Source organism: Nocardioides sp. PD653-B2 (assembly GCF_002117935.1).
Taxonomy (GTDB): Bacteria; Actinomycetota; Actinomycetes; order Propionibacteriales; family Nocardioidaceae; genus Nocardioides.
In genome coordinates this window covers 1-22,979 of the sequence record NZ_BDJE01000038.1, presented here as the reverse complement: position 1 = coordinate 22,979, position 22,979 = coordinate 1, and the positions used below count along the sequence as shown (strand labels likewise).

22 protein-coding genes are annotated in these 22,979 nt (G+C 72.0%); 12 read left to right on the top strand and 10 right to left on the bottom strand.

Going from position 1 to position 22,979, the window contains the following annotated elements; all coding sequences use genetic code 11:
• Positions 1 to 49: 49 nt before the first annotated feature.
• The gene (gene coaE, locus PD653B2_RS16835; protein WP_085873553.1) at positions 50 to 637 is read left to right on the top strand and encodes a dephospho-CoA kinase; all 588 of its coding nucleotides are present in this window, start codon (positions 50 to 52) and stop codon (positions 635 to 637) included.
• Here the strand turns inward: coaE and PD653B2_RS16830 are convergent.
• Together PD653B2_RS16830 and PD653B2_RS16825 are read right to left on the bottom strand one after the other, a co-directional pair.
• Complete coding sequence (locus tag PD653B2_RS16830; RefSeq protein ID WP_085873552.1) at positions 634 to 1,587, bottom strand: sigma-70 family RNA polymerase sigma factor; 954 nt, start codon at positions 1,585 to 1,587, stop codon at positions 634 to 636. The two genes, coaE and PD653B2_RS16830, sit on opposite strands and share 4 nt — an antisense overlap.
• A 167-nt stretch (positions 1,588 to 1,754) precedes the next feature.
• Positions 1,755 to 3,911 (bottom strand): S9 family peptidase, encoded by a 2,157-nt coding sequence (locus PD653B2_RS16825; protein ID WP_085873551.1) that lies wholly within the window; start codon positions 3,909 to 3,911, stop codon positions 1,755 to 1,757.
• Between the two features lie 23 nt (positions 3,912 to 3,934).
• Here PD653B2_RS16825 and PD653B2_RS16820 point away from each other — a divergent pair, with 23 nt between their 5' ends.
• The 4 genes from PD653B2_RS16820 (at position 3,935) to PD653B2_RS16805 (ending at position 7,098) form a co-directional block, all read left to right on the top strand.
• Complete coding sequence (locus tag PD653B2_RS16820) at positions 3,935 to 4,636, top strand: 5-oxoprolinase subunit PxpA (protein ID WP_242665319.1); 702 nt, start codon at positions 3,935 to 3,937, stop codon at positions 4,634 to 4,636.
• Positions 4,637 to 4,685: 49 nt separating this feature from the next.
• A complete protein-coding gene (locus tag PD653B2_RS16815; RefSeq protein ID WP_165763512.1) occupies positions 4,686 to 5,213 on the top strand; it encodes a DUF4333 domain-containing protein in 528 nt (175 codons plus the stop codon).
• A 404-nt stretch (positions 5,214 to 5,617) separates the two neighbouring features.
• Positions 5,618 to 6,226, top strand: coding sequence for a 5-oxoprolinase subunit B family protein (locus PD653B2_RS16810; protein ID WP_085873549.1), 609 nt, complete (start codon positions 5,618 to 5,620; stop codon positions 6,224 to 6,226).
• Positions 6,223 to 7,098, top strand: a complete 876-nt coding sequence (locus tag PD653B2_RS16805) for a biotin-dependent carboxyltransferase family protein (protein WP_085873548.1) — start codon at positions 6,223 to 6,225, stop codon at positions 7,096 to 7,098. The genes PD653B2_RS16810 and PD653B2_RS16805 overlap by 4 nt, the downstream gene beginning before the upstream one ends.
• On the opposite strand, the gene PD653B2_RS16800 is transcribed toward PD653B2_RS16805, so the two are convergent.
• Positions 7,052 to 8,380, bottom strand: a complete 1,329-nt coding sequence (locus PD653B2_RS16800; RefSeq protein ID WP_085873547.1) for a DNA polymerase IV — start codon at positions 8,378 to 8,380, stop codon at positions 7,052 to 7,054. The two genes, PD653B2_RS16805 and PD653B2_RS16800, sit on opposite strands and share 47 nt — an antisense overlap.
• 130 nt (positions 8,381 to 8,510) lie before the next feature.
• On the opposite strand from PD653B2_RS16800, the gene PD653B2_RS16795 reads away from it, so the two are divergent.
• Together PD653B2_RS16795 and PD653B2_RS16790 are read left to right on the top strand one after the other, a co-directional pair.
• Positions 8,511 to 9,500 carry a DUF4192 domain-containing protein gene (locus tag PD653B2_RS16795; RefSeq protein WP_165763511.1) on the top strand — a complete coding sequence of 330 codons (990 nt, stop codon included), beginning with the start codon at positions 8,511 to 8,513 and terminating at the stop codon, positions 9,498 to 9,500.
• A gap of 120 nt (positions 9,501 to 9,620) precedes the next feature.
• Positions 9,621 to 11,087 carry a hypothetical protein gene (locus PD653B2_RS16790; RefSeq protein ID WP_085873546.1) on the top strand — a complete coding sequence of 489 codons (1,467 nt, stop codon included), beginning with the start codon at positions 9,621 to 9,623 and terminating at the stop codon, positions 11,085 to 11,087.
• A gap of 3 nt (positions 11,088 to 11,090) precedes the next feature.
• Here the strand turns inward: PD653B2_RS16790 and PD653B2_RS16785 are convergent, their stop codons facing one another.
• The gene (locus PD653B2_RS16785) at positions 11,091 to 11,513 is read right to left on the bottom strand and encodes a hypothetical protein (RefSeq protein ID WP_085873545.1); all 423 of its coding nucleotides are present in this window, start codon (positions 11,511 to 11,513) and stop codon (positions 11,091 to 11,093) included.
• A 140-nt stretch (positions 11,514 to 11,653) separates the two neighbouring features.
• Between PD653B2_RS16785 and PD653B2_RS16780 the strand changes: the two genes are divergently transcribed.
• The 4 genes from PD653B2_RS16780 to PD653B2_RS16765 all read left to right on the top strand — a co-directional run bounded on the left by PD653B2_RS16780 (position 11,654) and on the right by PD653B2_RS16765 (position 15,503).
• Entirely contained in the window at positions 11,654 to 12,055 is a 402-nt protein-coding gene (locus PD653B2_RS16780; protein ID WP_085873544.1) for a universal stress protein, read from the top strand.
• Between the two features lie 3 nt (positions 12,056 to 12,058).
• Positions 12,059 to 12,634 carry an HhH-GPD-type base excision DNA repair protein gene (locus PD653B2_RS16775; protein WP_085873543.1) on the top strand — a complete coding sequence of 192 codons (576 nt, stop codon included), beginning with the start codon at positions 12,059 to 12,061 and terminating at the stop codon, positions 12,632 to 12,634.
• Positions 12,635 to 12,737: 103 nt separating this feature from the next.
• Entirely contained in the window at positions 12,738 to 14,240 is a 1,503-nt protein-coding gene (locus tag PD653B2_RS16770) for an RNA polymerase sigma factor (RefSeq protein ID WP_085873542.1), read from the top strand.
• Between the two features lie 6 nt (positions 14,241 to 14,246).
• Positions 14,247 to 15,503, top strand: a complete 1,257-nt coding sequence (locus PD653B2_RS16765; RefSeq protein WP_085873541.1) for a cytochrome P450 — start codon at positions 14,247 to 14,249, stop codon at positions 15,501 to 15,503.
• A 26-nt stretch (positions 15,504 to 15,529) separates the two neighbouring features.
• Here the strand turns inward: PD653B2_RS16765 and PD653B2_RS16760 are convergent, their stop codons facing one another.
• The 4 genes from PD653B2_RS16760 to PD653B2_RS16745 all read right to left on the bottom strand — a co-directional run bounded on the left by PD653B2_RS16760 (position 15,530) and on the right by PD653B2_RS16745 (position 18,616).
• Complete coding sequence (locus PD653B2_RS16760; RefSeq protein ID WP_085873540.1) at positions 15,530 to 16,945, bottom strand: phytoene desaturase family protein; 1,416 nt, start codon at positions 16,943 to 16,945, stop codon at positions 15,530 to 15,532.
• Between the two features lie 31 nt (positions 16,946 to 16,976).
• Positions 16,977 to 17,816 (bottom strand): DMT family transporter, encoded by an 840-nt coding sequence (locus tag PD653B2_RS16755; RefSeq protein WP_085873539.1) that lies wholly within the window; start codon positions 17,814 to 17,816, stop codon positions 16,977 to 16,979.
• Entirely contained in the window at positions 17,813 to 18,289 is a 477-nt protein-coding gene (locus PD653B2_RS16750; protein WP_085873538.1) for a DUF456 domain-containing protein, read from the bottom strand. The genes PD653B2_RS16755 and PD653B2_RS16750 overlap by 4 nt, the downstream gene beginning before the upstream one ends.
• Before the next feature lie 93 nt (positions 18,290 to 18,382).
• A complete protein-coding gene (locus tag PD653B2_RS16745; protein ID WP_085873537.1) occupies positions 18,383 to 18,616 on the bottom strand; it encodes a DUF7455 domain-containing protein in 234 nt (77 codons plus the stop codon).
• 382 nt (positions 18,617 to 18,998) lie between these two features.
• On the opposite strand from PD653B2_RS16745, the gene PD653B2_RS16740 reads away from it, so the two are divergent.
• Positions 18,999 to 21,104, top strand: coding sequence for a DNA gyrase/topoisomerase IV subunit B (locus PD653B2_RS16740; RefSeq protein ID WP_085873536.1), 2,106 nt, complete (start codon positions 18,999 to 19,001; stop codon positions 21,102 to 21,104).
• Positions 21,105 to 21,119: 15 nt separating this feature from the next.
• Here the strand turns inward: PD653B2_RS16740 and PD653B2_RS16735 are convergent, their stop codons facing one another.
• Together PD653B2_RS16735 and PD653B2_RS16730 are read right to left on the bottom strand one after the other, a co-directional pair.
• Positions 21,120 to 21,980: a sulfotransferase gene (locus tag PD653B2_RS16735; RefSeq protein ID WP_165763510.1), complete on the bottom strand. Its 861-nt coding sequence runs from the start codon at positions 21,978 to 21,980 to the stop codon at positions 21,120 to 21,122.
• A gap of 101 nt (positions 21,981 to 22,081) precedes the next feature.
• A partial coding sequence (locus tag PD653B2_RS16730; RefSeq protein WP_085873534.1) for an HNH endonuclease signature motif containing protein occupies positions 22,082 to 22,979 on the bottom strand: 898 nt, incomplete at its 5' end.

The window sequence follows — 22,979 nt, the reverse complement described above, 5'->3', positions numbered from 1 at the left end:
CCGAACCTACCCGGCCCGGCCCGCACGACCCGTCGGGCAGGATGGCGCCATGCGAGTGGGACTCACCGGGGGCATCGCCTCGGGCAAGAGCACGGTGTCGGCCATCCTGGCCGAGCTGGGCGCGGTCGTGATCGACGCCGACAAGCTGGCCCGCGAGGTGGTCCAGCAGGGCACGCCGGGCCTGGCGCAGGTCGTCGAGGCGTTCGGGCCGGAGATCCTGACCGAGGACGGCGACATGGACCGCGCCAAGGTCGGCTCGATCGTCTTCAACGACGAGGCGAAGCGGAAGACCCTCGAGGGCATCGTGCACCCGCTCGTCTTCGAGCGGTACGCCGAGCTCGAGGCGGCCGCGCCGCAGGACGGGATCGTCGTCCACGACATCCCGTTGCTCGCGGAGTCCGGCCGGGCCGACGGCTTCGACGCGGTGATCGTCGTCGAGACCCCCGCCGAGGTCCAGGTGGAGCGGATGCTGCGCGACCGCGGCTGGACCCGCGAGGATGCGGAGTCGCGGATCGCGGCGCAGGCGTCCCCGGAGCAGCGCCGCGCGATCGCGACGTACCTCATCGAGAACACCGGGACGCGCGAAGACCTCCGCCACCGGGTGACGGAGGTCTTCGAGGCGCTGTCGGCCGGTTAGGCGGCCAGGTCGGGGTCGCCGATGCGGCGGAGCTTCTGGAGCGCCTCCCGCTCGAGCTGGCGCACCCGCTCGGCGGAGATGCCGTGCTTGGCGCCGATGTCGGCGAGCTTGTGCTGGCGTCCGTCGACCAGGCCGTAGCGCGAGCGGATGATGTCGGCGGCCCGCTCGTCGAGCTGACCGACCAGGCTGTTGAGCCGGTCGCGGGACTCGACGTCGAGGACGGTGAGGTCCGGGCCGGGCGAGGTCTCCTGGGCCATCAGGTCACCGAGCGACGTGTCGCCGTCCTCGTCGACGGGGGAGTCGAGGCTGACGTGCTCGCGCCCCCAGGCCATCAGGTCGAGGACCCGCTCGACCGGCATGCCGAGCTCACCGGCGATCTCGGTCGGGTCGGGGTCGCGGCCCAGCTGGCGCTCGAGGGTGCGGCGGGCACCGCCGACCTGGTTGAGCTCCTCCACGACGTGCACCGGCAGCCGGACCACGCGGGCCTGCTGGGCGATGCCGCGGGTGATCGCCTGACGCACCCACCAGGTGGCGTACGTCGAGAACTTGTAGCCCTTGGTGTAGTCGAACTTCTCGACCGCACGGATCAGGCCGGTGTTGCCCTCCTGGATCAGGTCGAGCATCGGCATCTGGGCGCGACCGTACTTGCGTGCGATCGAGACGACCAGGCGCAGGTTGGCGGTGATGAACGTGTCGATGGCCTTCTGGCCCTCGGCCGCCAGCCACTCGAGCTCTTCCTGGGTGGCCGTCATGGGTGCGCCACCCTTCTTGCGGCCGACGCGGCCCTCGGCGAGCAGGTGCTCGGCCATCAGGCCGGCCTCGATCGTCTTGGAGAGCTCCACCTCGGCGGCAGCGTCGAGAAGGGGGTTGCGCGCGATCTCGTCGAGGTACAGGCCGACGCTGTCGCGGCCCTCGATCTCGCGGCCGGCAGAAGCAGTACGTGTTGCCATGGGACGCCCTCCTCTTGCATCTGGTGGGCGACGCCGCTGCGTCTCCACACATCTTGCTCAACGTCCACAGTGACCAGCGGATTCCCTGGTCAAACGTTGAACCGTCATTCGGAAGGACGACCGAGACGGATGGGGAGTTGCATGCCGGCAGTACTCTCAGGGACTTCTCAGGGGCCGACCGCGGTGCCGCGACCGGCCAGCCCCATGCGATCGAGCATCCAGGCGAGTGAGAACGACCGGTCGTGCCAGGCCTTGTACCGCCCGGAGACGCCTCCGTGGCCGGCCGACATCTCGGTGCGGAGCAGCACGTCGCGGCGGCCCACGGCCGTCGCCCGCAGCTTCGCCACCCACTTCGCGGGCTCGACGTAGAGCACCCGGGTGTCGTTGAGCGACGTCTCCGCCAGGATCGGCGGGTAGTCGGCCGCGGCCACGTTGTCGTAGGGCGCGTAGCCGGCCATGTAGTCGTAGACCGCCGGGTCCGCCTCGGGGTTGCCCCACTCGTCGTACTCCGTGACGGTCAACGGCAGCGTGGCGTCGAGCATCGTGGTCAGCGCGTCGACGAAGGGCACGCCCGCGACGACCCCCGCGAAGAGCTCCGGCGCCTGGTTGGCGACCGCGCCCATCAGCAGGCCGCCGGCGCTCGCGCCCTCGGCGACCAGCGTGTCGGGCGTCGTCCAGCCGGTGTCGACCAGGTGCCGGGCACAGGCGATGAAGTCGGAGAACGAGTTCTGCTTCGAGAAGAGCTTGCCCTCGTCGTACCAGCGCCGGCCCATCTCGCCGCCACCGCGCACGTGCGCGATGGCGAACGCCGCCCCGCGGTCGAGCAGGGAGAGCCGGGCGATGGAGAAGTACGGGTCGATCGAGGTCTCGTAGGCGCCGTACCCGTAGAGCAGTGTCGGGACCGGCCCGGTGCCGCCGCCCTCGGCCTCCCGGGAGCCGCGCTTGGCCACGATCGAGATCGGGACCCGCTCGCCGTCGTCGGCGGTCGCCCAGAGCCGGTGCTCCTCGTAGTCGGCGGGGTCGTAGCCGCCGAGCACCGGCGCCCGGCGCAGCAGCGTGAGCTCGCGGGAGCGGACGTCGTAGTCGTAGACCGACGACGGCACCGCCATCGTGGTGTAGCCGAGGCGGACGACAGGCTGGTGGAAGCCGGGGCTGCCCGCGGACCCGACCGTGTAGACCTCGTGGTCGAACTCGACCAGGTAGTCGTCGTCGACACCCTGCTCGCCGAGCTCGAGGATCCGCAGCTGGGTCAGGCCCTGGCTGCGCTGGTGGACGACCAGGTGGCCGGCGAACGCGTCCACGTCCTCGAGGCGTACGGCGGGGTCGTGGGCGATGAGCGGCTGCCACTCCTCGGCCGGCGTCGGCGCGATCGGCGCGGTGCCGAGCTCGAAGTCGGGGCCGGCCTGGTTGTGCAGGACCAGGAACGTGTCGGCGCCGGCGACCACGGCGTGGTCGAGGGAGTACTCCAGCCCCTCACGGCGCTCGGCGAAGACCTGCCAACCGTCGCCGGGGGAGTCGGCGTCGAGGTAGCGGTACTCCGAGGTGGTCTTGGAGCCGGACGCGATCACCAGGAACCGGTCGCTGCGGGTGCGGCCGACGCCGACCCAGAAGCGGCCGTCGGTCTCGTGGTGGACCAGCTCGTCGTCGGCCTGGGTGGTGCCGAGCCGGTGCCGCCAGATCTTGTCGGCGCGCCAGGCGTCGTCGACGGTCGTGTAGTAGAAGTTCTCGCCGGCGCGGTCCCAGGTGGCGCCGCCGAGCGCGCCGACGATCTCGTCCTCGCGGAGCTCGCCGGTGGTGAGGTCCTTGACCCGGATCGTGTAGCGCTCGTCGCCCACCACGTCGGTCGAGTAGGCCAGGAGCTTCGTGTCCGGGCTGACCGCGGAGCCGCCGACCGAGAAGAACTCGTGGCCCTGGGCGAGGGCGTCGAGGTCGAGCAGCACCTCCTCGCCGGGGAGGGCCGGCTTGTCCGGGTCGGTGTCCTCGGCGGGCCGCGGAGGGGTCCAGTCGTCCGGGTCCGCGACCGGGACGCGGCAGCTCGCGCCGTACTCCTTGCCCTCGAAAGAGCGTCCGTAGTACCAGTAGCCGCGGTTGCGGGTCGGCACCGACAGGTCGGTCTCGAGGGTGCGGGCCTTGATCTCGTCGAAGATCGACTGACGCAGGTCGGCGAGGTGCGCGGTCCGCTCCTGGGTGTAGGCGTTCTCGGCCTCGAGGTACGCCGTGACGTCGGGGGAGTCCTTCTCGCGCAACCACTCGTAGTCGTCGGTGCGGGTGTGGCCGTGGATCACGGTGCTGGTGGGTCGCTTGTCGGCGACGGGCGGCTGCATGCGAGCGACGATAGCGTCGGGGTGTGGACGCCCCTTGGTCCGGACGGACGATCGACCTCAACGCCGACCTCGGCGAGGAGGTGTCGGACGACGAGGCGCTGTTGGCCGTGGTCACCAGCGCGAACGTCGCCTGTGGCTACCACGCCGGCAGCCCGGCGGTGATGCGCACCGTGTGTGCGGAGGCGGCCCGTCGCGGCGTCGCGGTCGGCGCCCAGGTGTCGTACGACGACCGCGACGGCTTCGGCCGGGTCGCGCGGGAGGTCGCCTACGAGGTCCTGCGTGAGCAGGTCGCCGACCAGGTCGGGACGCTCGCGTCGATCGCCGCCGAGGAGGGGACGTCGGTGCGCTACGTCAAGCCGCACGGCGCGCTCTACCACCGGGCGATCGACGACGAGGAGCAGGCGGCTGCGGTGCTGGCCGGGTCGGACCGGCTGCCGGTGCTCGGCATGCCCGGCGCCCTGCTGACGCTTGCGGCAGCGGCCGGGCGGACGATCTTCCACGAGGGGTTCCCCGACCGGGCCTACACCCCCGACGGGCGGCTCGTCCCGCGCTCCGAGCCGGGCGCCCTGGTCGAGGACGAGGACGGCATCGTCGCCCACGCCCTCGCGCTCGCCCGGACGGTCGACTCCCTCTGTGTGCACGGCGACTCACCGGGCGCGGTCGCCCACGCGATCGCCGTACGGCGCGCGCTCGAGGCCGCGGGTCACCAACTTCACGCCTTCTGACGGCGCGCCGCGCCCCACGTCGGGGCGTGTGGGGTCGATGGTTCTCCTTGTGACCAGACTCCGTGCCCTCGCGCTCGTGCCCGTCCTCCTCGCTCTCGGGGCCTGCTCGGCCGGCGTGACGGCCGGCTCCGACGACGGCTACGACGCCGACGAGATCGCGGCAGAGGTGCAGAAGGCCCAGGAGAAGGTGACGCCCGACCTCGAGGTGAGCGACGCGACCTGCCCCGAGGACGCCGACCTCGAGGAGGGGGCCGTCATCGACTGCTCGGTGAGCATCGCGGGCGTCAAGGCGCCGTACGAGGTCACCGTCACCTCGCTCGAGGACGGCCACGCGGAGTTCGACCTCGCCCCGGCGAAGGCGATCATCTCGGTCGACGCCGCGGTCGGGTTCCTGGAGGACCAGGCCGAGCAGCAGGGCCTGACCGGGGTCACGGTCGAGTGCGGCGACGCGGCGATCATCGTCCAGGACCCGCAGACGACGTTCCCGTGCACGCTCACCAACGGAGACCACGTCCAGGACATCTCGCTCCTGATCAAGGACCTGGACGGCACCGTGTCCATCGACTCCACCAGCTGATCCACAGGTCTGGACCACTCCCTGTGGAGTGTGCACTCCTGTTGTGGAGGAACGGGCCGCTCCTGTGGACGACCCTGTGGGTTGTCGGGAATCCCTTGCGGGGTGTGACCTGGCCCACGTAGAACTCTCCCTACCAGCCCACCGCTTGCGGAGGGCAGGGGATCGGACAGGAACGAAGACCCGTACGGCGAGGCAACTCGCCGCGTCGGCCCGGTGACGGGGGCGGCGGGGTCGGAGGACCGGTCCGGTGGTCCGGGCGTCACCTTTCCGGACAGCCGAAGGGCCCCTGGCGCTCATACCGCCGGGGGCCCTTCACCATTTCCCATGCTCACCCGGATCGCCCGTCGTGACAACGCTGCGCGTGTGACAGCGGCGTGAACGCCACCTCCCGGCAGACTGGGCCCATGGATCCCCGCAGCGTGCGGCTGCGACCGGTCGGCCGGACCGCCGCCCTGGTCGAGGTGGGCGACGCCGCGACCGCGTTCGCGCTCGCGACCTGGGCGCGCTCCGCCGGCGTCGACGCGGTCGAGGTGGTGCCCGCGGCCGAGACCGTGCTCTTCGACGGGGTGGCCGACCCGGGCGCCCTCGCCGCCGCGTTGGAGGGCTGGTCGCCCGCGGCCGCGCCGGTCGCCGGCGAGCCGGTCGAGGTCCCGGTGACGTACGACGGTCCCGACCTCGACTTCGTGGCCGAGGCGTGGGGGACCGACCGGGACGGCGTGGTCGCGCACCACACCGGGGTGGAGTACGTCGCGGAGTTCTGCGGGTTCGCGCCGGGCTTCTCCTACCTGGCCGGGCTGCCTGCGGACCTCGCCGTACCACGCCTCGCGTCGCCGCGCGCCAGGATCCCGGCCGGGTCGGTCGGCCTGGCCGGCGCGTGGTGCGGCATCTACCCGACCGCGTCGCCGGGCGGCTGGCGGCTGCTCGGCCGCACCGACGTTACGCTGTGGGACCAGACCCGCGAGCAGCCGGCCCTGCTGCCCCCCGGGACCCGCGTGACGTTCGTGGTGGCATGACCCTCCACGTCGTCGAGACCGGGCCGCTGGTGACCGTGCAGGACCGCGGCCGGGTCGGGCTCGCCCATCTCGGGGTGCCGCGGGCCGGCGCCCTCGACGCGCCCGCCGCCGCACTCGCGAACCGGCTGGTCGGCAACGACCCCACGGCGGCCGTGCTGGAGGTGCTGCTCGGCGGGCTGTCGGCGCGGGCCGACGCGGGCTGCTGGGTGGCCGTGACCGGCGCGCCGAGCCCGCTGCTCGTGGCGGGGGAGGCGCGCGGGCACGCCCACGCCGAGTGGGTCCCGGCCGGGGCCACGATCACGCTGCTCCGGCCGGAGACCGGTGCCCGGTCCTACCTCGCGGTCGCCGGCGGGATCGCCGTCGACCCGGTGCTGGGCTCCCGCTCGACCGACACCCTCGCCTGGGTCGGCCCGCCACGCGTCGAGGTGGGCGCCGTCTTGCCGGTCGGCCCGTCGTACGGCGAGCCGCGGCCGCTCGACACGCCCCGGACCCCGCGGCCCGGCCCGCTGCGGGTCACGCCGGGACCCCGGGCCGACTGGTTCGTCGACGGCGCGCTCGACGTGCTGTGCGGCTCGCCCTACGTCGTGGAGGCCGACTCCAACCGGGTCGGGCTGCGGCTCGACGGCCCGCCGCTGGAGCGCCGCGGCGCCGATGAGCTCGCGAGCGAAGGCATGGTGCTGGGCGCCGTCCAGGTGCCGCCGAGCGGGCGGCCCGTGGTGTTCCTGGCCGACCACCCGCCGACCGGCGGCTACCCCGTCATCGGGGTCGTGGACGCCGACGACCTGTGGCAGTGCGCGCAGCTGCGTCCCGGCGAGACGGTGCGGTTCAGCCGGAGGCCGGCTCCTCCGGATCCGGGGTCCGCCACGCACTGAGGGCCGGGTCGTCGTCGGGGTAGCTGCGCACCGGGCCGGCCGGCGACTCGGCGGTCTCGAAGCGCACCGTCACGACGCCGCGACCCGCGCCCCACACCCAGCCGCGGCCCATCTCGGCGTGGACGACGTCCATGCCGGGCGCCCAGGTGCTCCGGGAGTGGCGCGGGATGTCGGCCTCGGGCAGCAGCTCCTCCTCGTCCTCGTCCCCGGTCTCGCCGAAGAGGTCCTCCTGCACCCAGTCGGCCAGGCCGGACACCCCGACGCCGAGCAGCCGGACGCCGCCGGAGGTGTCGAGGTCGGTGAGCAGGCTGCGGGCGAGCCGGGCGATGGTGCCGGGGCTGTCGGTGGGCGAGGAGAGCGTGCTCGACCGGTTCAGGGTGGTGAAGTCGTGGAGCCGGACCTTGATCGTGACCGTGCGGCCCGACAGGCCGTGCTTGCGGAGCCGGCCGGCGACGTCGCTTGCCTGCCGGGTGAGCAGGCCCTCCATCAGCTTGCGGTCGGTCAGGTCGGTGTCGTAGGTGCCCTCGACGCTGACCGACTTCGCCTCCCGCTCGGCGACCACGGGACGGTCGTCCTCGGCCCGGGCGAGGTGGTAGAGCCAGGCGCCGCTGGCCTTCCCGAGCAGCCGGACCATCTCGTCCTGGGTGACCGTCTCCAGGTCGGCGACGGTCTGGATGCCGGCCCGGCGCAGCCGCTCGGCCGTGGCCGGCCCGACGCCGGGGATGACCGTGACGTGCATCGGGCGGAGCAGCTCGACCTCGGTGCCCGGCGCGACGACGACCAGCCCGTCGGGCTTGTCGAGGTCGCTGGCGACCTTGGCGATGAACTTGGACGTGCCGACGCCGACCGACGCGGTCAGCCCGCCGGTCACCTCCGTCACCCGGGCCCGCAGCTCGTCGGCGAACGCCGTGACGGTGGGGACGCTCAGGTCGGGCAGGTCGGCGCGGGCCAGGTCGACGAACGCCTCGTCGAGCGACAGCGGCTCGACCAGGGGCGAGACCGAGCGGAGCAGGCCCATCACCCGGGCGCTGGTGTCGTGGTAGGCGTGGAACCGACCGCTCAGGAAGGCGGCGTGGGGGCAGCGGGCGCGCGCCTCGCGCGTCGACATGGCCGACCGCACGCCGTACACGCGCGCTTCGTACGACGCGGTCGAGACGACACCCCGCCCGCCGATGCCGCCGACGACGACCGGTTTGCCGCGCAGGGAGGGCTTGTCGCGCTGCTCGACCGCGGCGAAGAACGCGTCGAGGTCGAGATGGAGCACCGACGCATCCGACCGCACGGGCGCAAACTACCCCGTCCGACGGACAGTCCGGACCACCAGCCGTCCACAGACGGCGCTCCGGCCCGCCTTTCCCCAGGCACCTCCCGGCACCGGCCCGACTGTCCGTCCCCGTGGGGAGGTTCCTCGCATGAGCACCTCACCCGCACCCGCCGACGTCCGCTACACCGCCCGCTGCCCCGAGGACGTGCTCGCGCTCGTCCCGGTCGTGCTCGGCTTCGTCCCCCACGAGTCCGTCGCGATGCTGACCTTCGGCGCGCCCCGTCCGTTCCACGCCCGCGTCGACCTCCCCGCCTCGCGCGCCGAGATCCCCGAGGCGGTCGCCTCGCTCCTCGAGCCGGCCCGGCTCCATCGGGTCCGGCGCGCGCTCTTCGTCCTCTACTCCGACGACCCGCGGCTGTCCGGGGCGCTGGCCCGGGCGCTGGCCCGCGGGTTCGAGCGCGCGGGGGTCGACGTGGTCGACGTGCTCCGCGCCGACGGTGCGCGGTGGTACGCCCCGCTCGGGCGACCCGGCGTCCCTGCGTGGGGCGTGCCCTACGACGTCTCGGCGCACCCGTTCGTCGCGCAGTCGGTGGTCGAGGGGCGGGTCACCCATGCGTCGCGCGAGGACCTCCGGGCGACCCTGGCCGGCGACCCGCTGCGGATCGGGCGGGTCGTGGCAGCGCTCGCCGCGCTGGCGGGCGACCCGCCCCCGGTGCTCGACGAGGGCGCCTGGGCGGCCGACCTGGTCGAGCGGCACACCCGGGCCGGCACGGCGCCCGACGACGAGGAGGTGGCCCGGCTGCTGCGCGGCATGCTCGAGCAGGAGGTGCGCGACGCGGCGTGGTCGCCGATGACCCGGGAGCGCTCGCCCGACCACGTCCGCTTCTGGACCGACGTCGTACGCCGCACCCCCGCGCCCCTGCTCGCCGCCCCGGCCGCCCTGCTGGCCTTCGCCTCGTGGCTCGCGGGGCAGGGCGCGCTGTCCTGGTGTGCGCTCGACCGGTGTGTCGAGGCCGACGAGGACTACCCGTTGGCCGGGCTCGTCGCCCACGCGCTCGCCGGCGCGCTGCCGCCCGAGTGCTGGGAGGCCGGCGGGGACTGGCGAGGAGGGCACGATCGGGGCGCCGATCCAGGCTGAGGCGTGCCGGGCGCGCGGGGCGGGTACCCGCCCCCAGGGTGCGGACAGGACCTGATCCAGCGCACCGAACGCACCTGGGAAGCACACGACATCGACACGGAGAGGGCCTAGGGTCACGCCATGGGCGAGGAAGTAGACGCACAGGAGTTCTCCCGCGCCGACCGGACGCGGCACCGCGAGAAGGTCCGCCGCAACCTCGACGTGTTCGCCCGGATGCTGCGCGAGGCGCGCTTCGACACCGACGACCCGATGACGGGCCTCGAGGTCGAGCTGAACCTCGTCGACGACGCGGGGGACCCGGCGCTGAAGAACGCGGAGGTGCTCGAGGCGATCGCCGACCCCGACTTCCAGACCGAGCTGGGACAGTTCAACATCGAGATCAACGTCCCGCCGGCCAAGCTGCACGAGGGCGGCCTGACGACGTTCGAGGACACCCTGCGGCGCAGCCTCAACGACGCGGAGGCGAAGTCCGCCAAGGTCGGCGCCCACATGGTGATGATCGGGATCCTGCCCACCCTCGACGAGGGCCACATGAGCCTCGGCAGCCTGAGCGCCAACCCCCGCTACAAGCTGCTCAGCGAGCAGATCCTCAACGCCCGCGGCGAGGACATCACGATCTCCATCGACGGCGCCGAACGGCTGCGCACCACCTCCGACTCGATCGTGCCGGAGGCCGCCTGCACCAGCACGCAGTTCCACGTGCAGACCTCGCCCGACCAGTTCCCGGCGTACTGGAACGCCTCCCAGGCGATCGCCGCGGTCCAGGTCGCGGTCGCGGCCAACTCGCCGTACCTCCTGGGCAAGGAGCTGTGGCGCGAGACCCGGATCCCGCTCTTCGAGCAGGCCACCGACACCCGCAGCGAGGAGCTGAAGGCGCAGGGCGTCCGGCCGCGGGTGTGGTTCGGCGAGCGGTGGATCACCACCGTCTTCGACCTCTTCGAGGAGAACGTCCGCTTCTTCCCGGCCCTGCTGCCCGTGACCGACGACGAGGACCCGCTCGAGGTCCTCGAGGCGGGCGGGACCCCCAAGCTGCCGGAGCTGCGGCTCCACAACGGCACGATCTACCGCTGGAACCGCCCGGTCTACGACATCGCCGCGGGCGTGCCGCACCTGCGCGTCGAGAACCGGCTCCTGGCCGCGGGCCCGACGGTCGCCGACACGATGGCCAACGCGGCCTTCTACTTCGGGCTGGTCCGCGCGCTGGCCGAGAGCGAGCGCCCGCTCTGGTCGCAGATGTCGTTCAGCGCCGCCGAGGAGAACTTCCACGTCGCCGCCCGCCAGGGCATCGACGCCCAGATCTACTGGCCCGGCGTCGGTCAGGTCCGGGCCACCGAGCTGGTGCTGCGCCGCCTGCTGCCGCTGGCCCGCGAGGGGCTGCAGGCGTGGGGCGCCTCGTCGGGGGAGATCGACCGCTACCTCGGCATCATCGAGCAGCGCTGCCTGCTCGGCACCAACGGCGCCGAGTGGTTCGTGAACCGGATGCACCGGGCCGGCAACACCGACCGGTACGACGCCTTGCGCGCGACGCTGCTCGACTACAAGGACGGCATGCACAGCAACGAGCCGGTGCACACCTGGTCCGAGTGAGGGTCACCGCTGGCGCAGCCGCTTCCACTCGCGGCTGACCCCGCTGCGGGGGTCCGTCCAGGCGTGGCGGGTGACGACGACCAGCGTCAGCCCGACGCCGGCCTCCGCGCTCGCCGCCCGGGCGGACGCGAGCCACTGGACGTCGACGTCCTGCAGCTGCGGCGGGCCGGGCCGGGTGAGCCAGAGCATCGGCACGAAGCCGGGGCGCCGGGTGCGCCGCAGCAGCGCCGCCACGACGTCGGCGCGCAGCGCGTGGTCGAGACCGTCGTCCGGATCGGCCGCGGTGACCTCCTCGGGCCCGCCCGGCACGCCGACGTGGAGCAGCGCCGGGTAGCTCCGGCGGCGCTCGGAGACGTAGTGGTCGAGCACGGCGCGGCGCAGCAGGGCCGTCATCGACCGGGACACGGGCTCCTGGATGCCTTCCACGTCGTACCTCCTGCACCCAGCCTCTCCAGAACATCGCCGGCGCGTGCAGGTCATCCACAGGCGCGCTTTGGGTCGGGATTCGGTACGGTGCCGGTCGTGGGCACTCGGACCCGCGTCAACACCTCGACCAGGGAGGCACGATGGGGACCGTCGTCGTGGGCTACGTGCCCAAGCCGGAGGGTGAGGCCGCGCTACGCAAGGCGGTGGAGGAGGCCAAGCTGCGGGGGGCCAAGCTCGTCGTCGTGAACTCGCACCGCGGCGGCCAGGAGTTCGACGCCGACGCGGCCACGCAGGCCGAGCGGGAGATGAACGTCGTCAAGGGCATCCTCGACGGCACCGGCGTGCAGTACGACATCCGGCAGCTCGTGCGCGGCTTCGAGCCGGCCGAGGACCTGATCAGCATCGCCGAGGCCAATGCGGCCGAGCTGATCGTGATCGGCCTGCGCCGTCGCTCGCCGGTCGGCAAGCTGATCCTCGGCAGCAACGCCCAGCGCGTCCTCCTCGACGCCCACTGCCCGGTGCTGGCGGTCAAGGCCGACTGAGCCGTGGCCATCCACATCACCGGCGACGCGGACGCCGACCGGGTCCTGACCGACGACCCGTTCGCGCTGCTGGTCGGCATGATGCTCGATCAACAGTTCCCGATGGAGCACGCCTTCCGCGGACCTGCGAAGGTGCTCGACCGGTTCGGCACCCTCGACCCGGCCGCGATCGCCGCCGCCGACCCGGAGGAGTTCACGGCGCTCTGCTCGACGCCGCCGGCGATCCACCGCTTCCCGGGCTCGATGGCGGCCCGGCTGCAGGAGTTGGCCCGGATCGTCGCCGACGACTACGACGGCCACGCCGAGCGGATCTGGACCGAGGCGACGGACGGTCGCGACTTCCTCGAGCGGATGCAGGCGCTGCCCGGTTTCGGCAAGCAGAAGGCCCAGATCTTCGTGGCGCTGGTCGCCAAGCAGCTCGGCGTACGACCCGACGGGTGGGAGTCGGCCGTGGGTGCCTACGCCGAGGACGCGTACCGCTCGGTGGCCGACGTGGTCGACGCCGCGTCGCTGCAGAAGGTGCGCGACTTCAAGAAGCAGAAGAAGGCCGAGGCGAAGGCCGCCCAGATCTCGGGGTGATGGCGCGGAGGTCAGGGTGCGCGTGGCAGAATGAGACCTGCGGCTCTTGACGTTACCGGGCCTCGCCGCGCCCTATGTAGGTTCTCCGCCAGTTTGACGAGAGGTGTTCGTGTCCTCGAACGCGCGCAAGTTGCTCCCCGCCGAGGTGCTGTCGCACCCGGCCGTCGTGGCCCTCATCGAGCGAGGCGCCCCCACGGGCGGCCTCACTCCGGAGGAGGTCCGCCAGGCCAGTGAGGACGCGGCCATCGAGCCGCGCCACCTCAAGGCGCTGCTCGGTCACCTGAGCTCCCTCGGCATCTCGGTGCACGTCACCGCGAGCCCCGCGCGTGCGGTCGCCGCCACCTCGGCGCGCAAGACGACGACGGCCAAGACCGCCGCGAAGAAGGCCGCAGCACCCGCTGCTGCGGCTCCGGCGAAGAAGGCGGCCGCCCCGGCGACCAAGACCGCGGGCCGCAAGGCGACCGCGAGCCGGGCCTCGAACGACGGCGCGGACAACGCCGAGACCACCGAGTCCGACCAGTCGCCGGCCGTGATGGGCCCCGACGGCAAGAAGGTCCTGCCCGATCTGCCCGACGAGCAGTTCGAGAAGGACGTGAAGGCCGACCCGACGATCGTCGAGGACGAGAAGCAGGCCACCTTCGTGGTCTCCGCCGCCGACGACACCGACGAGCCCGAGCAGCAGGTCATGGTCGCCGGCGCGACCGCCGACCCGGTCAAGGACTACCTGAAGCAGATCGGCAAGGTGCCCCTCCTCAACGCGGAGATGGAGGTCGAGCTCGCCAAGCGGATCGAGGCCGGCCTCTTCTCCGAGGAGAAGCTCGCCAAGGGCGGCAAGATCTCCCCGAAGATCCACGAGGAGCTCGAGTGGATCGCCGAGGACGGCCGCCGCGCCAAGAACCACCTGCTCGAGGCCAACCTGCGCCTCGTCGTCTCGCTCGCCAAGCGCTATACCGGCCGCGGCATGCTGTTCCTGGACCTGATCCAGGAGGGCAACCTCGGTCTGATCCGCGCGGTCGAGAAGTTCGACTACACCAAGGGCTACAAGTTCTCGACGTACGCCACCTGGTGGATCCGTCAGGCGATCACCCGCGCGATGGCCGACCAGGCCCGCACCATCCGGATCCCGGTGCACATGGTCGAGGTCATCAACAAGCTGGCTCGCGTGCAGCGCCAGATGCTCCAGGACCTGGGCCGCGAGCCCACCCCGGAGGAGCTCGCCAAGGAGCTCGACATGACCCCCGAGAAGGTCATCGAGGTCCAGAAGTACGGCCGCGAGCCCATCTCGCTGCACACCCCGCTCGGTGAGGACGGCGACTCCGAGTTCGGCGACCTGATCGAGGACTCCGAGGCGATCGTCCCGGCCGACGCGGTGTCGTTCACGCTCCTCCAGGAGCAGCTGCACGCCGTCCTCGACACGCTCTCCGAGCGCGAGGCCGGCGTCGTCAGCATGCGTTTCGGCCTGACCGACGGTCAGCCGAAGACCCTCGACGAGATCGGCAAGGTCTACGGCGTGACCCGCGAGCGGATCCGCCAGATCGAGTCGAAGACCATGTCGAAGCTGCGGCACCCGTCGCGCTCGCAGGTCCTGCGCGACTACCTCGACTGACCGGCGATGACGGGACGGGCGGTGCAGCTGCGCCGCACTGCCCGTTTCGCTGCAGATCTGTACGGCGGTCGCGCTCGCGCCGTGATCGACGTGCACGTGCGACACAACGAGTTCGCCCGGCTGAGCGCCGTCGGTGACGGCGACCCGTACCCGATCTACGACCGGATCCGGGCGGCCGGACCGTTCGTGACGACGCCGTCCGGCCACCTCGCCTCCGCCGACCACGCGATCTGCAAGGAGGTGCTGCGGGGTCGACGCTTCGGTGTCGAGCCGGAGGGCGCGCCGCGACCGGAGCCGGCCTTCGACCGGTCCTTCCTCACCCGGAACCCGCCCGACCACACCCGGCTGCGCCGGCTCGTGGCGCCCGCGCTCAGCGCGCGTCGGCTGGCCGACTTCACCGCGATGCTGGAGAGCACCGTCGGTCGGCTCCTCGACGACGCCGCCGGCGCCGGGACGTTCGACCTGATGCCGGCGCTCGCGGAGCCCCTGCCGGTCGCGGTGATCAACCGGCTGCTGGGCATCCCGGCGGACGAGGGTGCGCTCCTCGCGACGTACGGCGAGACGCTCGGCGGCGCGGCGTCCGGCTTCCGCTCGCTGCGCCACGCCCGCGACGTGATGGTGGCGGCCCGCGCCCTGACCCGGCTCTTCGAGGACATCATCGAACGGCGCCGCGCCGAGCCCGGTGACGACCTGATCAGCGTGCTCCTCGCCGCCGAGGGTGACGGTGACGCGGAGCTGCGTGCCGTCGAGCTGGTGCCGCTGTGCCGGATGCTGCTGATCGCCGGGTTCGAGACCACCGTCAACCTGCTCGGCAACGCCGTCAACGCGTTGCTCGACCACCCCGAGCAGTGGTCCGCGCTGGTGGCCGACCCGGCCCTGGCGGGCGCCGCGGTCAAGGAGTCGCTGCGCTTCGACCCTCCGGTCCAGCGCACCGGCCGTGTCTCGTTCGACGACACCGAGATCGCCGGACAGGCCATCCGTCGCGGACAGTGGGTCAACGTGCTGATCGGCGGCGCCAACCGTGACCCGGCGGTCTTCCGGGACCCCGCCGTCTTCGACCTCGCCCGTGACGACGGCTACGACCACCTCGCGTTCTCGAGCGGCATCCACCGCTGTGTGGGCCGGCCGATCGCCGAGCTCGAGGGGACCGTCGCCCTGCGGATGCTCGCCGAGCGGATGCCGGAGCTGCGCCGGGCGGGTGCCGCGCGGATGCGCGCGATGCCGATGGTCCGCGGCCCGCTCAGCCTGCCCGTGACCTTCTGAGCGACTGAGCGCCGTCCCCCGGCCCCCTAGAGGTCGCGCAGCGCCCGCAGCGCGGCCCGGTGGCCGCACATGCCGTGCACCCCGGCTCCGGGCGGGGTCGACGACGAGCAGAGGTACGCCCCCGGCACCGCGGTCGCGTAAGGGTCCAGGGTCGGTCGGGGCCGGGCGACCAGCTGGCGCACCGTGGTCGAGCCCGCCGCGATGTCTCCGCCCACGTAGTTCGGGTTGTAGGCCTCGAACGCGGCCGGACCGGTGACGTGGGTGCCGACGATGCGTTCGCGGAAGCCGGGCGCGAACCGCTCGATCTGGTCGAGCACGGCGGCGGTGGCGTCGCCGGCGTACCCGTGCGGCACGTGCGCGTAGGCCCACACCGGGTGCACGTCGCCGGCTGACCGGGTGGGGTCGGCGAGGTACTGCTGGCCGACGAGCACGAACGGCCGTCGTGGCATCACACCCCGGTTGACCTCGGCCTCCGCGGCGGCGATGTCCTCGAAGGTGCCGCCGACGTGGACGGTGCCGGCGCGGCGGCACACCTCGGCCGTCCAGGGGACGCCGTCGCGCACCGCCAGGTCGAGCTTGTACGCCGCGTAGCCGTACTTCCAGCGCCGCATCGATCGGCGCTGCCGCGCGGGCAGCCGGTCGCCGGCGATCCTCGCGAACGCGGTCGGGGTGGTGTCGAAGAGCAGCGTGCGCGCCCGCGGCAGCTGGTCGAACGACGCGACCTGCACGCCGGTCTCGATGGTGCCGCCGAGCGATCGCAGCAGGCTCGCCATCGCGTCGGTGATCGCCCGCGAGCCACCTTCGGCGACCGGCCAGCCGTGGGCGTGCCCGGCCGCGATCAGCGTGGCGCCGACCGCAGCGGTCGTGGGCCGGTCGAGGGGGCGGCAGATGTGGGCGGCGCAGCCGGCGAAGAGGGCGCGGGCGGCGTCGGTGGTGAAGCGGCGAGCGAGGACGTCGGCCGGCAGCGCCGCGCGCAGGCCGAACCTGCCGAGCAGCAGCGGGTGCCGCGGCAGGTGCAGGATCGGGCCGAGCACGTCGGGCGCGAGCGTGTCGAAGTGGGCCGCGAGCGGGCCGAAGACGCCGCGCCACCGGTCGCCGTCCGCGCCCAGGCCGGCGGCGGTCTCGTCGATCGAGCGCAACAGCACCCCCGCCGTGCCGTCGTCGAGCGGGTGCGCCAGGTCGACCTCCGGCCACCGCCAGACGAGGCCGTGGTCGGCCAGCGGCAGCGCGGAGAGGTACGGCGAGCCCACGCCGAACGGATGGATCGCCGAGCACAGGTCGTGGAGCACCCCCGGCACGGTCAGCTCGGCCGTGCGGGTGCCGCCGCCGATCTCGTCGTGCCCCTCGAGCACGGTCACCGACAGGCCTCGCTCGGCGAGGGTGATCGCGGCCGCGAGCCCGTTGGGGCCCGAGCCGACGACGACGGCGTCCGGGGTGCTCATGCCCTGCTGTTCCCCTCAGGCTCGGATTTCATCAGCCCGCTGCCACGAGAGCGACGGCACAGGCGCAGAGGGCCAGGCCGACCGCCTGGCTGCGGTGGATGTGCTCACGGAGGAACGCCACGGCCAGCAGGACCGTGACGGCCGGGTAGAGCGACGTGATCACGGCGGCGACGGAGAGGAGGCCGTGACGCGTGGCGACGAGGAAGGCCCCGGTCGCGAGAGCGCCGAGCACGCCGCAGACGATGCCGCCGAGAGCGGCCGGCTCGCGGGGCAGCCACGGCTGGCCGACGGCCACCGCGACGATCACGATCGCGACCCCGGCGACCAGCTGGTTGAGCGCGAGCGGCAGCAGTCCGGCCTCCTCCGGGATCTGGGCCAGGGCTGCGAAGAGGGTGCCGAACCCGAGGCCGGCGAGCACGCCGTCGACCAGTCCCGAGCCGACCGGCCCGGCATGTGGTGGTGCGGTCGTGGGCTCGCGCGCGACCAACCAGATCGCGGGCAGCGCCGCGAGCACCCCGATCGAGACGACCAGGCCGGGCCGCTCGCCGGTCAGCAGCCCGACCGCCACCGGCACCAGCACGGCGCCGACGCCCGAGACGGGGGAGACGACCCCCATCCGGCCTGAGGACAGGCCGCGGTAGAGGAACGCGGTCCCGACACCGTTGCCGATGCCGGCGAGCAGCGTCCACGCCAGGTCGGAACCCGTGAGCGTGCCGTCGCCGAGGAGCGCGATGACGAGGACGAGGAGCCCGCCGCCGATCTGCGCCATCAGCGCGACCGACCAGGCACTCGCCCGCCGGGAGAAGATGCCTCCGGAGAAGTCGGCGAGCCCGTAGGAGACGGCTGCGAGCAGCGCGAGGGCGACCGTCACGTCACGACCACGCCGGCGACCCAGGCGAGCGTGGCGAGCACCGCCGCGACCAGTTCGATGACGATGCTGAGGCCGACCGCCTTGAGGGAGTGCACGGTCGAGGGCCAGGCCTGCGCCGAGCCCACCCGCCGCAGCTCGGCCAGGTAGATGCCCAGCACGAAGCCGAGGAAGAGTCCCACCACGGGCACCACGAAGAAGCCGACGACCCCGAGGAGGACGCCGAACCACTGGGTCGAGGCGGGGATGCCGGCCACCTGGAGGCGCCGGCCCGGCAGGACGTACTTCACGACCGTGCCGGCGACGATGAACGCGGCCGCCACGGCGAAGACGGTCCAGGAGGTCGCGCCGCCGGTGGTCCAGGCCCACACGAGGATGGCGCCGGCGACCAGCACGGAGCCGGGCAGGATCGGGACCAGGATCCCGACCAGGCCGACCGCGATCACGAGGGCGACGAGGACTTCGCTCGGGCTCACGGCGAGAACCCTGTCACGTGCGGTGCCGGAGACGCACCACGACCCCGGACTCTCGTCCGGGGCCGTGGTGGAAGTCTGCGGTGGCTGCGGTCCTCAGAGCTCGGCTTCGGGAGCGTTGCTGGGAGTGCCGGAGAGCTTGTGGGTCTCGTCGACGACGTTGGCGGCGATCTCCTTGAGCTTCTCACCGTGCTCACGAGCGTGGTGGGCGCAGAACAACAGTTCTCCGCCTGACTGGAGCTCCACGCGAAGGTAGGCCTGGGCGCCGCAACGGTCGCAACGATCAACTGCGGTCAGCGCAGCGGCGTTGGGGGCAAGTGCAGTGGTCACATCGGCCTCATTTCTTCTTCTGCCTCGGTGTCATGCACAACGTAGCGACGGGCTCCAAGATTCCCCGCCGTTCGTGGTGCCTGACACGTCATCCAATCATGGTGTCTCTTCCCTCGTCGGTGGATTTCCATGCCTCGAGAGGCCCGATCTGGGGAGAGAACTGGATCTTTGCTGAGTGTGACGCTCACGAGGCCCTCCCCGTTGCGGTTCGAACGACCCGAGAAACGATCGTGTCCACATCGTGACGTGACCACAGGAGCTGCTGCTGGCGTTGCTGGAGTAACGGGTGCTGCTGCGCTGGTGCTGCTCGGGGAAGTGGTGTCCACGCTAGTCCTGCCCCGGGCAGGCGAGCCTTCATCGCCCTCCGGCGTGTCGCGGGTAGATTCGGAGCCACCCGCCGACCGGATTTCTGCTCAGGAGCCCCACGATCGACAACACGTACAACGCGGCACATCTCCTCGTCCTCGAGGGACTGGAGGCGGTGCGCAAGCGTCCCGGGATGTACATCGGGTCGACCGACACCCGCGGCCTGATGCACTGCCTGTGGGAGATCATCGACAACGGGGTCGACGAGGCCCTGGGCGGCCACGCGACCCACGTCGAGGTGACGCTGCACCCCGACGGCTCCGCGGAGGTCCACGACGACGGTCGCGGCATCCCGACCGACAAGGAGCCCAAGACCGGGCTCCCCGGCGTCGAGGTGGTGGCCACCAAGCTGCACGCCGGCGGCAAGTTCGGCGGCGGCTCCTACGTCGCCACGGGCGGCCTGCACGGCGTCGGCCTGTCGGTCGTGAACGCCCTCGCGACCCGGATGGACATCGACGTCGACCGGTCGCCGGCCCAGCAGGGCATCTCCTTCCACCGCGGCACCCCCGGGGTGTTCGACGGCGACGGCCCCGACGCCCCCTTCGAGCCGAAGTCGGGCCTGACCCGCAAGGGCAAGAGGGTGGCCAAGGGCACGTCCGGCACCCGGGTCCAGTTCTGGCCCGACCGGCAGATCTTCACCAAGGACGCGCAGTTCCTCTACGACGGCCTGATCGGCCGCGCCCGGCAGACCTCGTTCATCGTCCCCGGCCTCGAGCTGGTGATCCGAGACCGGCGCGGCCCCGAGCTCGTCGAGGAGAAGTTCCGCCACGACGGCGGCATCGCCGAGTTCGTCGACTTCCTCGCGCCCGACGAGCCGGTCACCGACATCATGCGTCTGCAGGGCATCGACACCTTCACCGAGACCGTCCCTCTGCTCGACGAGAAGGGGCAGATGACGCCCCAGGAGGTCGAGCGCGAGCTGCACGTCGACGTGGCGGTGCGCTGGGGGACCGGCTACGACACCTCGGTCCGGTCGTTCGTCAACGTCATCGCGACGCCCAAGGGCGGCACCCACGTGAGCGGCTTCGAGCAGGCGGTGACCCGCACGTTCAACGACGTGATGAAGTCCGCGAAGGTGCTCAGGGTCAACGACGACGACGTGATCAAGGACGACGTCCTCGAAGGCATGACGGCGGTGGTGACGGTGCGCCTCGCCGAGCCCCAGTTCGAGGGGCAGACCAAGGAGATCCTCGGTACGCCGGCCGCGCGCAGCGTCGTACGCAAGGTCGTGTCACGGGAGCTGAAGGCTCTCCTCACCTCCACCAAGCGGGTCGAGAAGGCCCAGGCCAAGCTCGTGATGGAGAAGGTCGCCGCGGCTGCCAAGACCCGGCTCGCCGCCCGTCAGCACAAGGAGACCCAGCGCCGCAAGAACGCGCTCGAGTCCTCGGCGCTGCCCTCCAAGCTCGCCGACTGCCGCGCCAACGACAACGACCGGACCGAGCTGTTCATCGTCGAGGGAGACTCGGCACTCGGCACCGCCAAGCTGGCCCGCAACTCGGAGTTCCAGGCGCTGCTGCCGATCCGCGGCAAGATCCTGAACGTCCAGAAGGCCTCGGTCGGCGACATGCTCAAGAACACCGAGTGCGCCTCGATCATCCAGGTCGTCGGCGCCGGGTCGGGCCGGACCTTCGACCTCGAGGCCCGCCGCTACGGCCGGATCATCTTCATGGCCGACGCCGACTCCGACGGGGCACACATCCGCTGCCTGCTCGCCACGCTCTTCTACAAGTACATGCCCGAGCTGATCTCGGAGCGACGGGTCTACACCGCCGTCCCACCGCTCCACCGCATCGAGATCTCCAACCCCAAGAAGGGCATGGACAAGTACGTCTACACGTACTCCGACGACGAGCTGCAGCGCACGCTGGCCGAGCTCAAGAAGAAGAACGTGAAGTGGAAGGACCCGGTCCAGCGTTACAAGGGTCTCGGTGAGATGGATGCCGACCAGCTGGCCGAGACCACCATGGACCCGCGCCACCGGACGCTGCGGCGGCTCACGATCGACGACGCCGACGCGGCCGCCCACGTCTTCGAGCTGCTGATGGGCTCCGACGTGGCCCCGCGCAAGGAGTTCATCGTGCAGGGCGCCTACGAGGTCGACGTCGAGGCGCTCGACGCCTGAGGTCCACCAGCGAGGTCAGAGCACGAACCGGCTGCTGGGCCACAGCTCCGCGATCGGGACGTCGGGGAACCGCTCGGCCACGGCGACGTAGACGTCGCGGTAGTGCTCCGCGACGGCCTGCACGGTCTCCTCGGGCAGGTCGGACGTCTTCGGCGAGAAGTGCACGCGCTGCTCGAAGCCTGGCGTGACGAAGTCGATCCCGGCCATGTCGCACAGGCGTCGGACCTCGGTCTCGGTGAAGAGCTGCTCGTAGAAGCCGTAGTAGATCTCGTCGGGCCCGAAGACGCTGTCGAGGGTCCGGATCGTCTCGTCGTACGCCGTCCGGCGGGCGTAGGCCGGGCGGTCCAGCTGTTGGAGCACGAACGCCGCGGAATCGGTCTTCCCGGCAGCGTGGTTCTTGTAGATGCGCGCGTGCATCCGGACCTGCGACCAGATCCGCTCGACGGGGTCGCGCATCAGGAAGACCGGCAGCGTCGTGACCTCACGCCGCGCGAAGCCGGTGCGGATGCTGGCGAACCTCTCGGCCCCGAGCATCCCGTACGACGGGGTCACGTCGGCGACCAGACGGGTGGTCGGGCGTCGATGGAGCAGGCCCGTGAAGTAGTCGAAGTAGAACTGCGGGTCGAGCAGCATGCTGAGCCGGTGAGCGGCGGTCGCGGCCCGCCGGTCGCCCGGCTCGGGGTGGGCGAGGCGCTCGTGGGCCCGCGCGACCATCCGGTCCCGCGCATGCTTCTCCGACGGCAGGTCGAGCGCGTCGAACACGTGGTACTCCTTGCGGTACCCGTGCGTGAACTCAGGCGACGTGGTCAGGTAGTCGTACAACCACGTGGTCCCGCCCTTCTGGCAGCCGACACCGAGCAGGAACGTCTTCGTCACGAGCGGAACCCTAGCGGCGACGACGTATGCGTCGTCGACAGCGCCTGGATCGACCTGGGTCGCGCCCGATCGAGCCCATCGACACGCACGTCGAGGTGGGGCTATTGGCGTCGGGTGAAGCTGATCTTCCCGTCGGGGTGCTGGGTGGCGGTGAACGACGGGTCGTGGGCGCGGGTGTGGTGCTTGGGGCACAGCAGCCGGCCGTCCTTGGCGCAGGTGTGGCCGCCCTTCGACCAGGGGTGGTCGTGGTGGGCGTGGCAGAGGCCGGGTGGCCAGTCGCAGCCGGTGGTGGTGCAGCCCTGGTCTCGGAGGGCCATGGCGATGCGCATGGGGGTGGTGTGGAAGCGGGTTTTGCGGCCGACGTCCAACACCTCGGAGGGTCCGCCGAGGACGGCGGGGATGATGCCGGCTTCGCAGGCGAGGCGGCGGGCGAGCCCGGGGGAGATGCGCTCGCCGGTGTCCAGGTGGGCGGCCTGCAGGCGGCCTTCCAGGGTCTCGAGGGTCATGGTCACCACGACGGTGGCGTTGAGCCCACCGGAGTTGGGGAGCTGGTCGACGGGGTAGCGCTGGATGAGCTCGGCGAACGCCCGGCCCATGCGTTCGGGTCCCGGTCGTCGTTCGCCGAGGGGGCCCTGGGTGGCTTGGTGTTTGGGTGCGGCGATCGCGAGGAGTGCTTTCTTGAGCATGGCGCCGGTGAGGGCGTCGAGGGTGAACCGGCCGTGCACCCGTCCGTGGCCGTCCTCGGCCATCGTGAACCGGAGCGACTCCTGGGCCGCGCGTTCTTCGCGTTCCAGCAGTTTCGCTTCGCGTTCGTCGGCCTCCTCGGGGGCGATGACCTCGAACAGCCGCCGCCCCAGGATCCGCAGCGTCCTCGCGTCGTGGTGGGCGGCTTCGGCGACCAGGTGACGCTCCGCCTGCTCGACCGACCCGGCGTCGAGGTCGGCGGGCAGCTGCTCGACCGCGGCCACGATGACCTGCGCCTGCTCGAGGACCAGATCA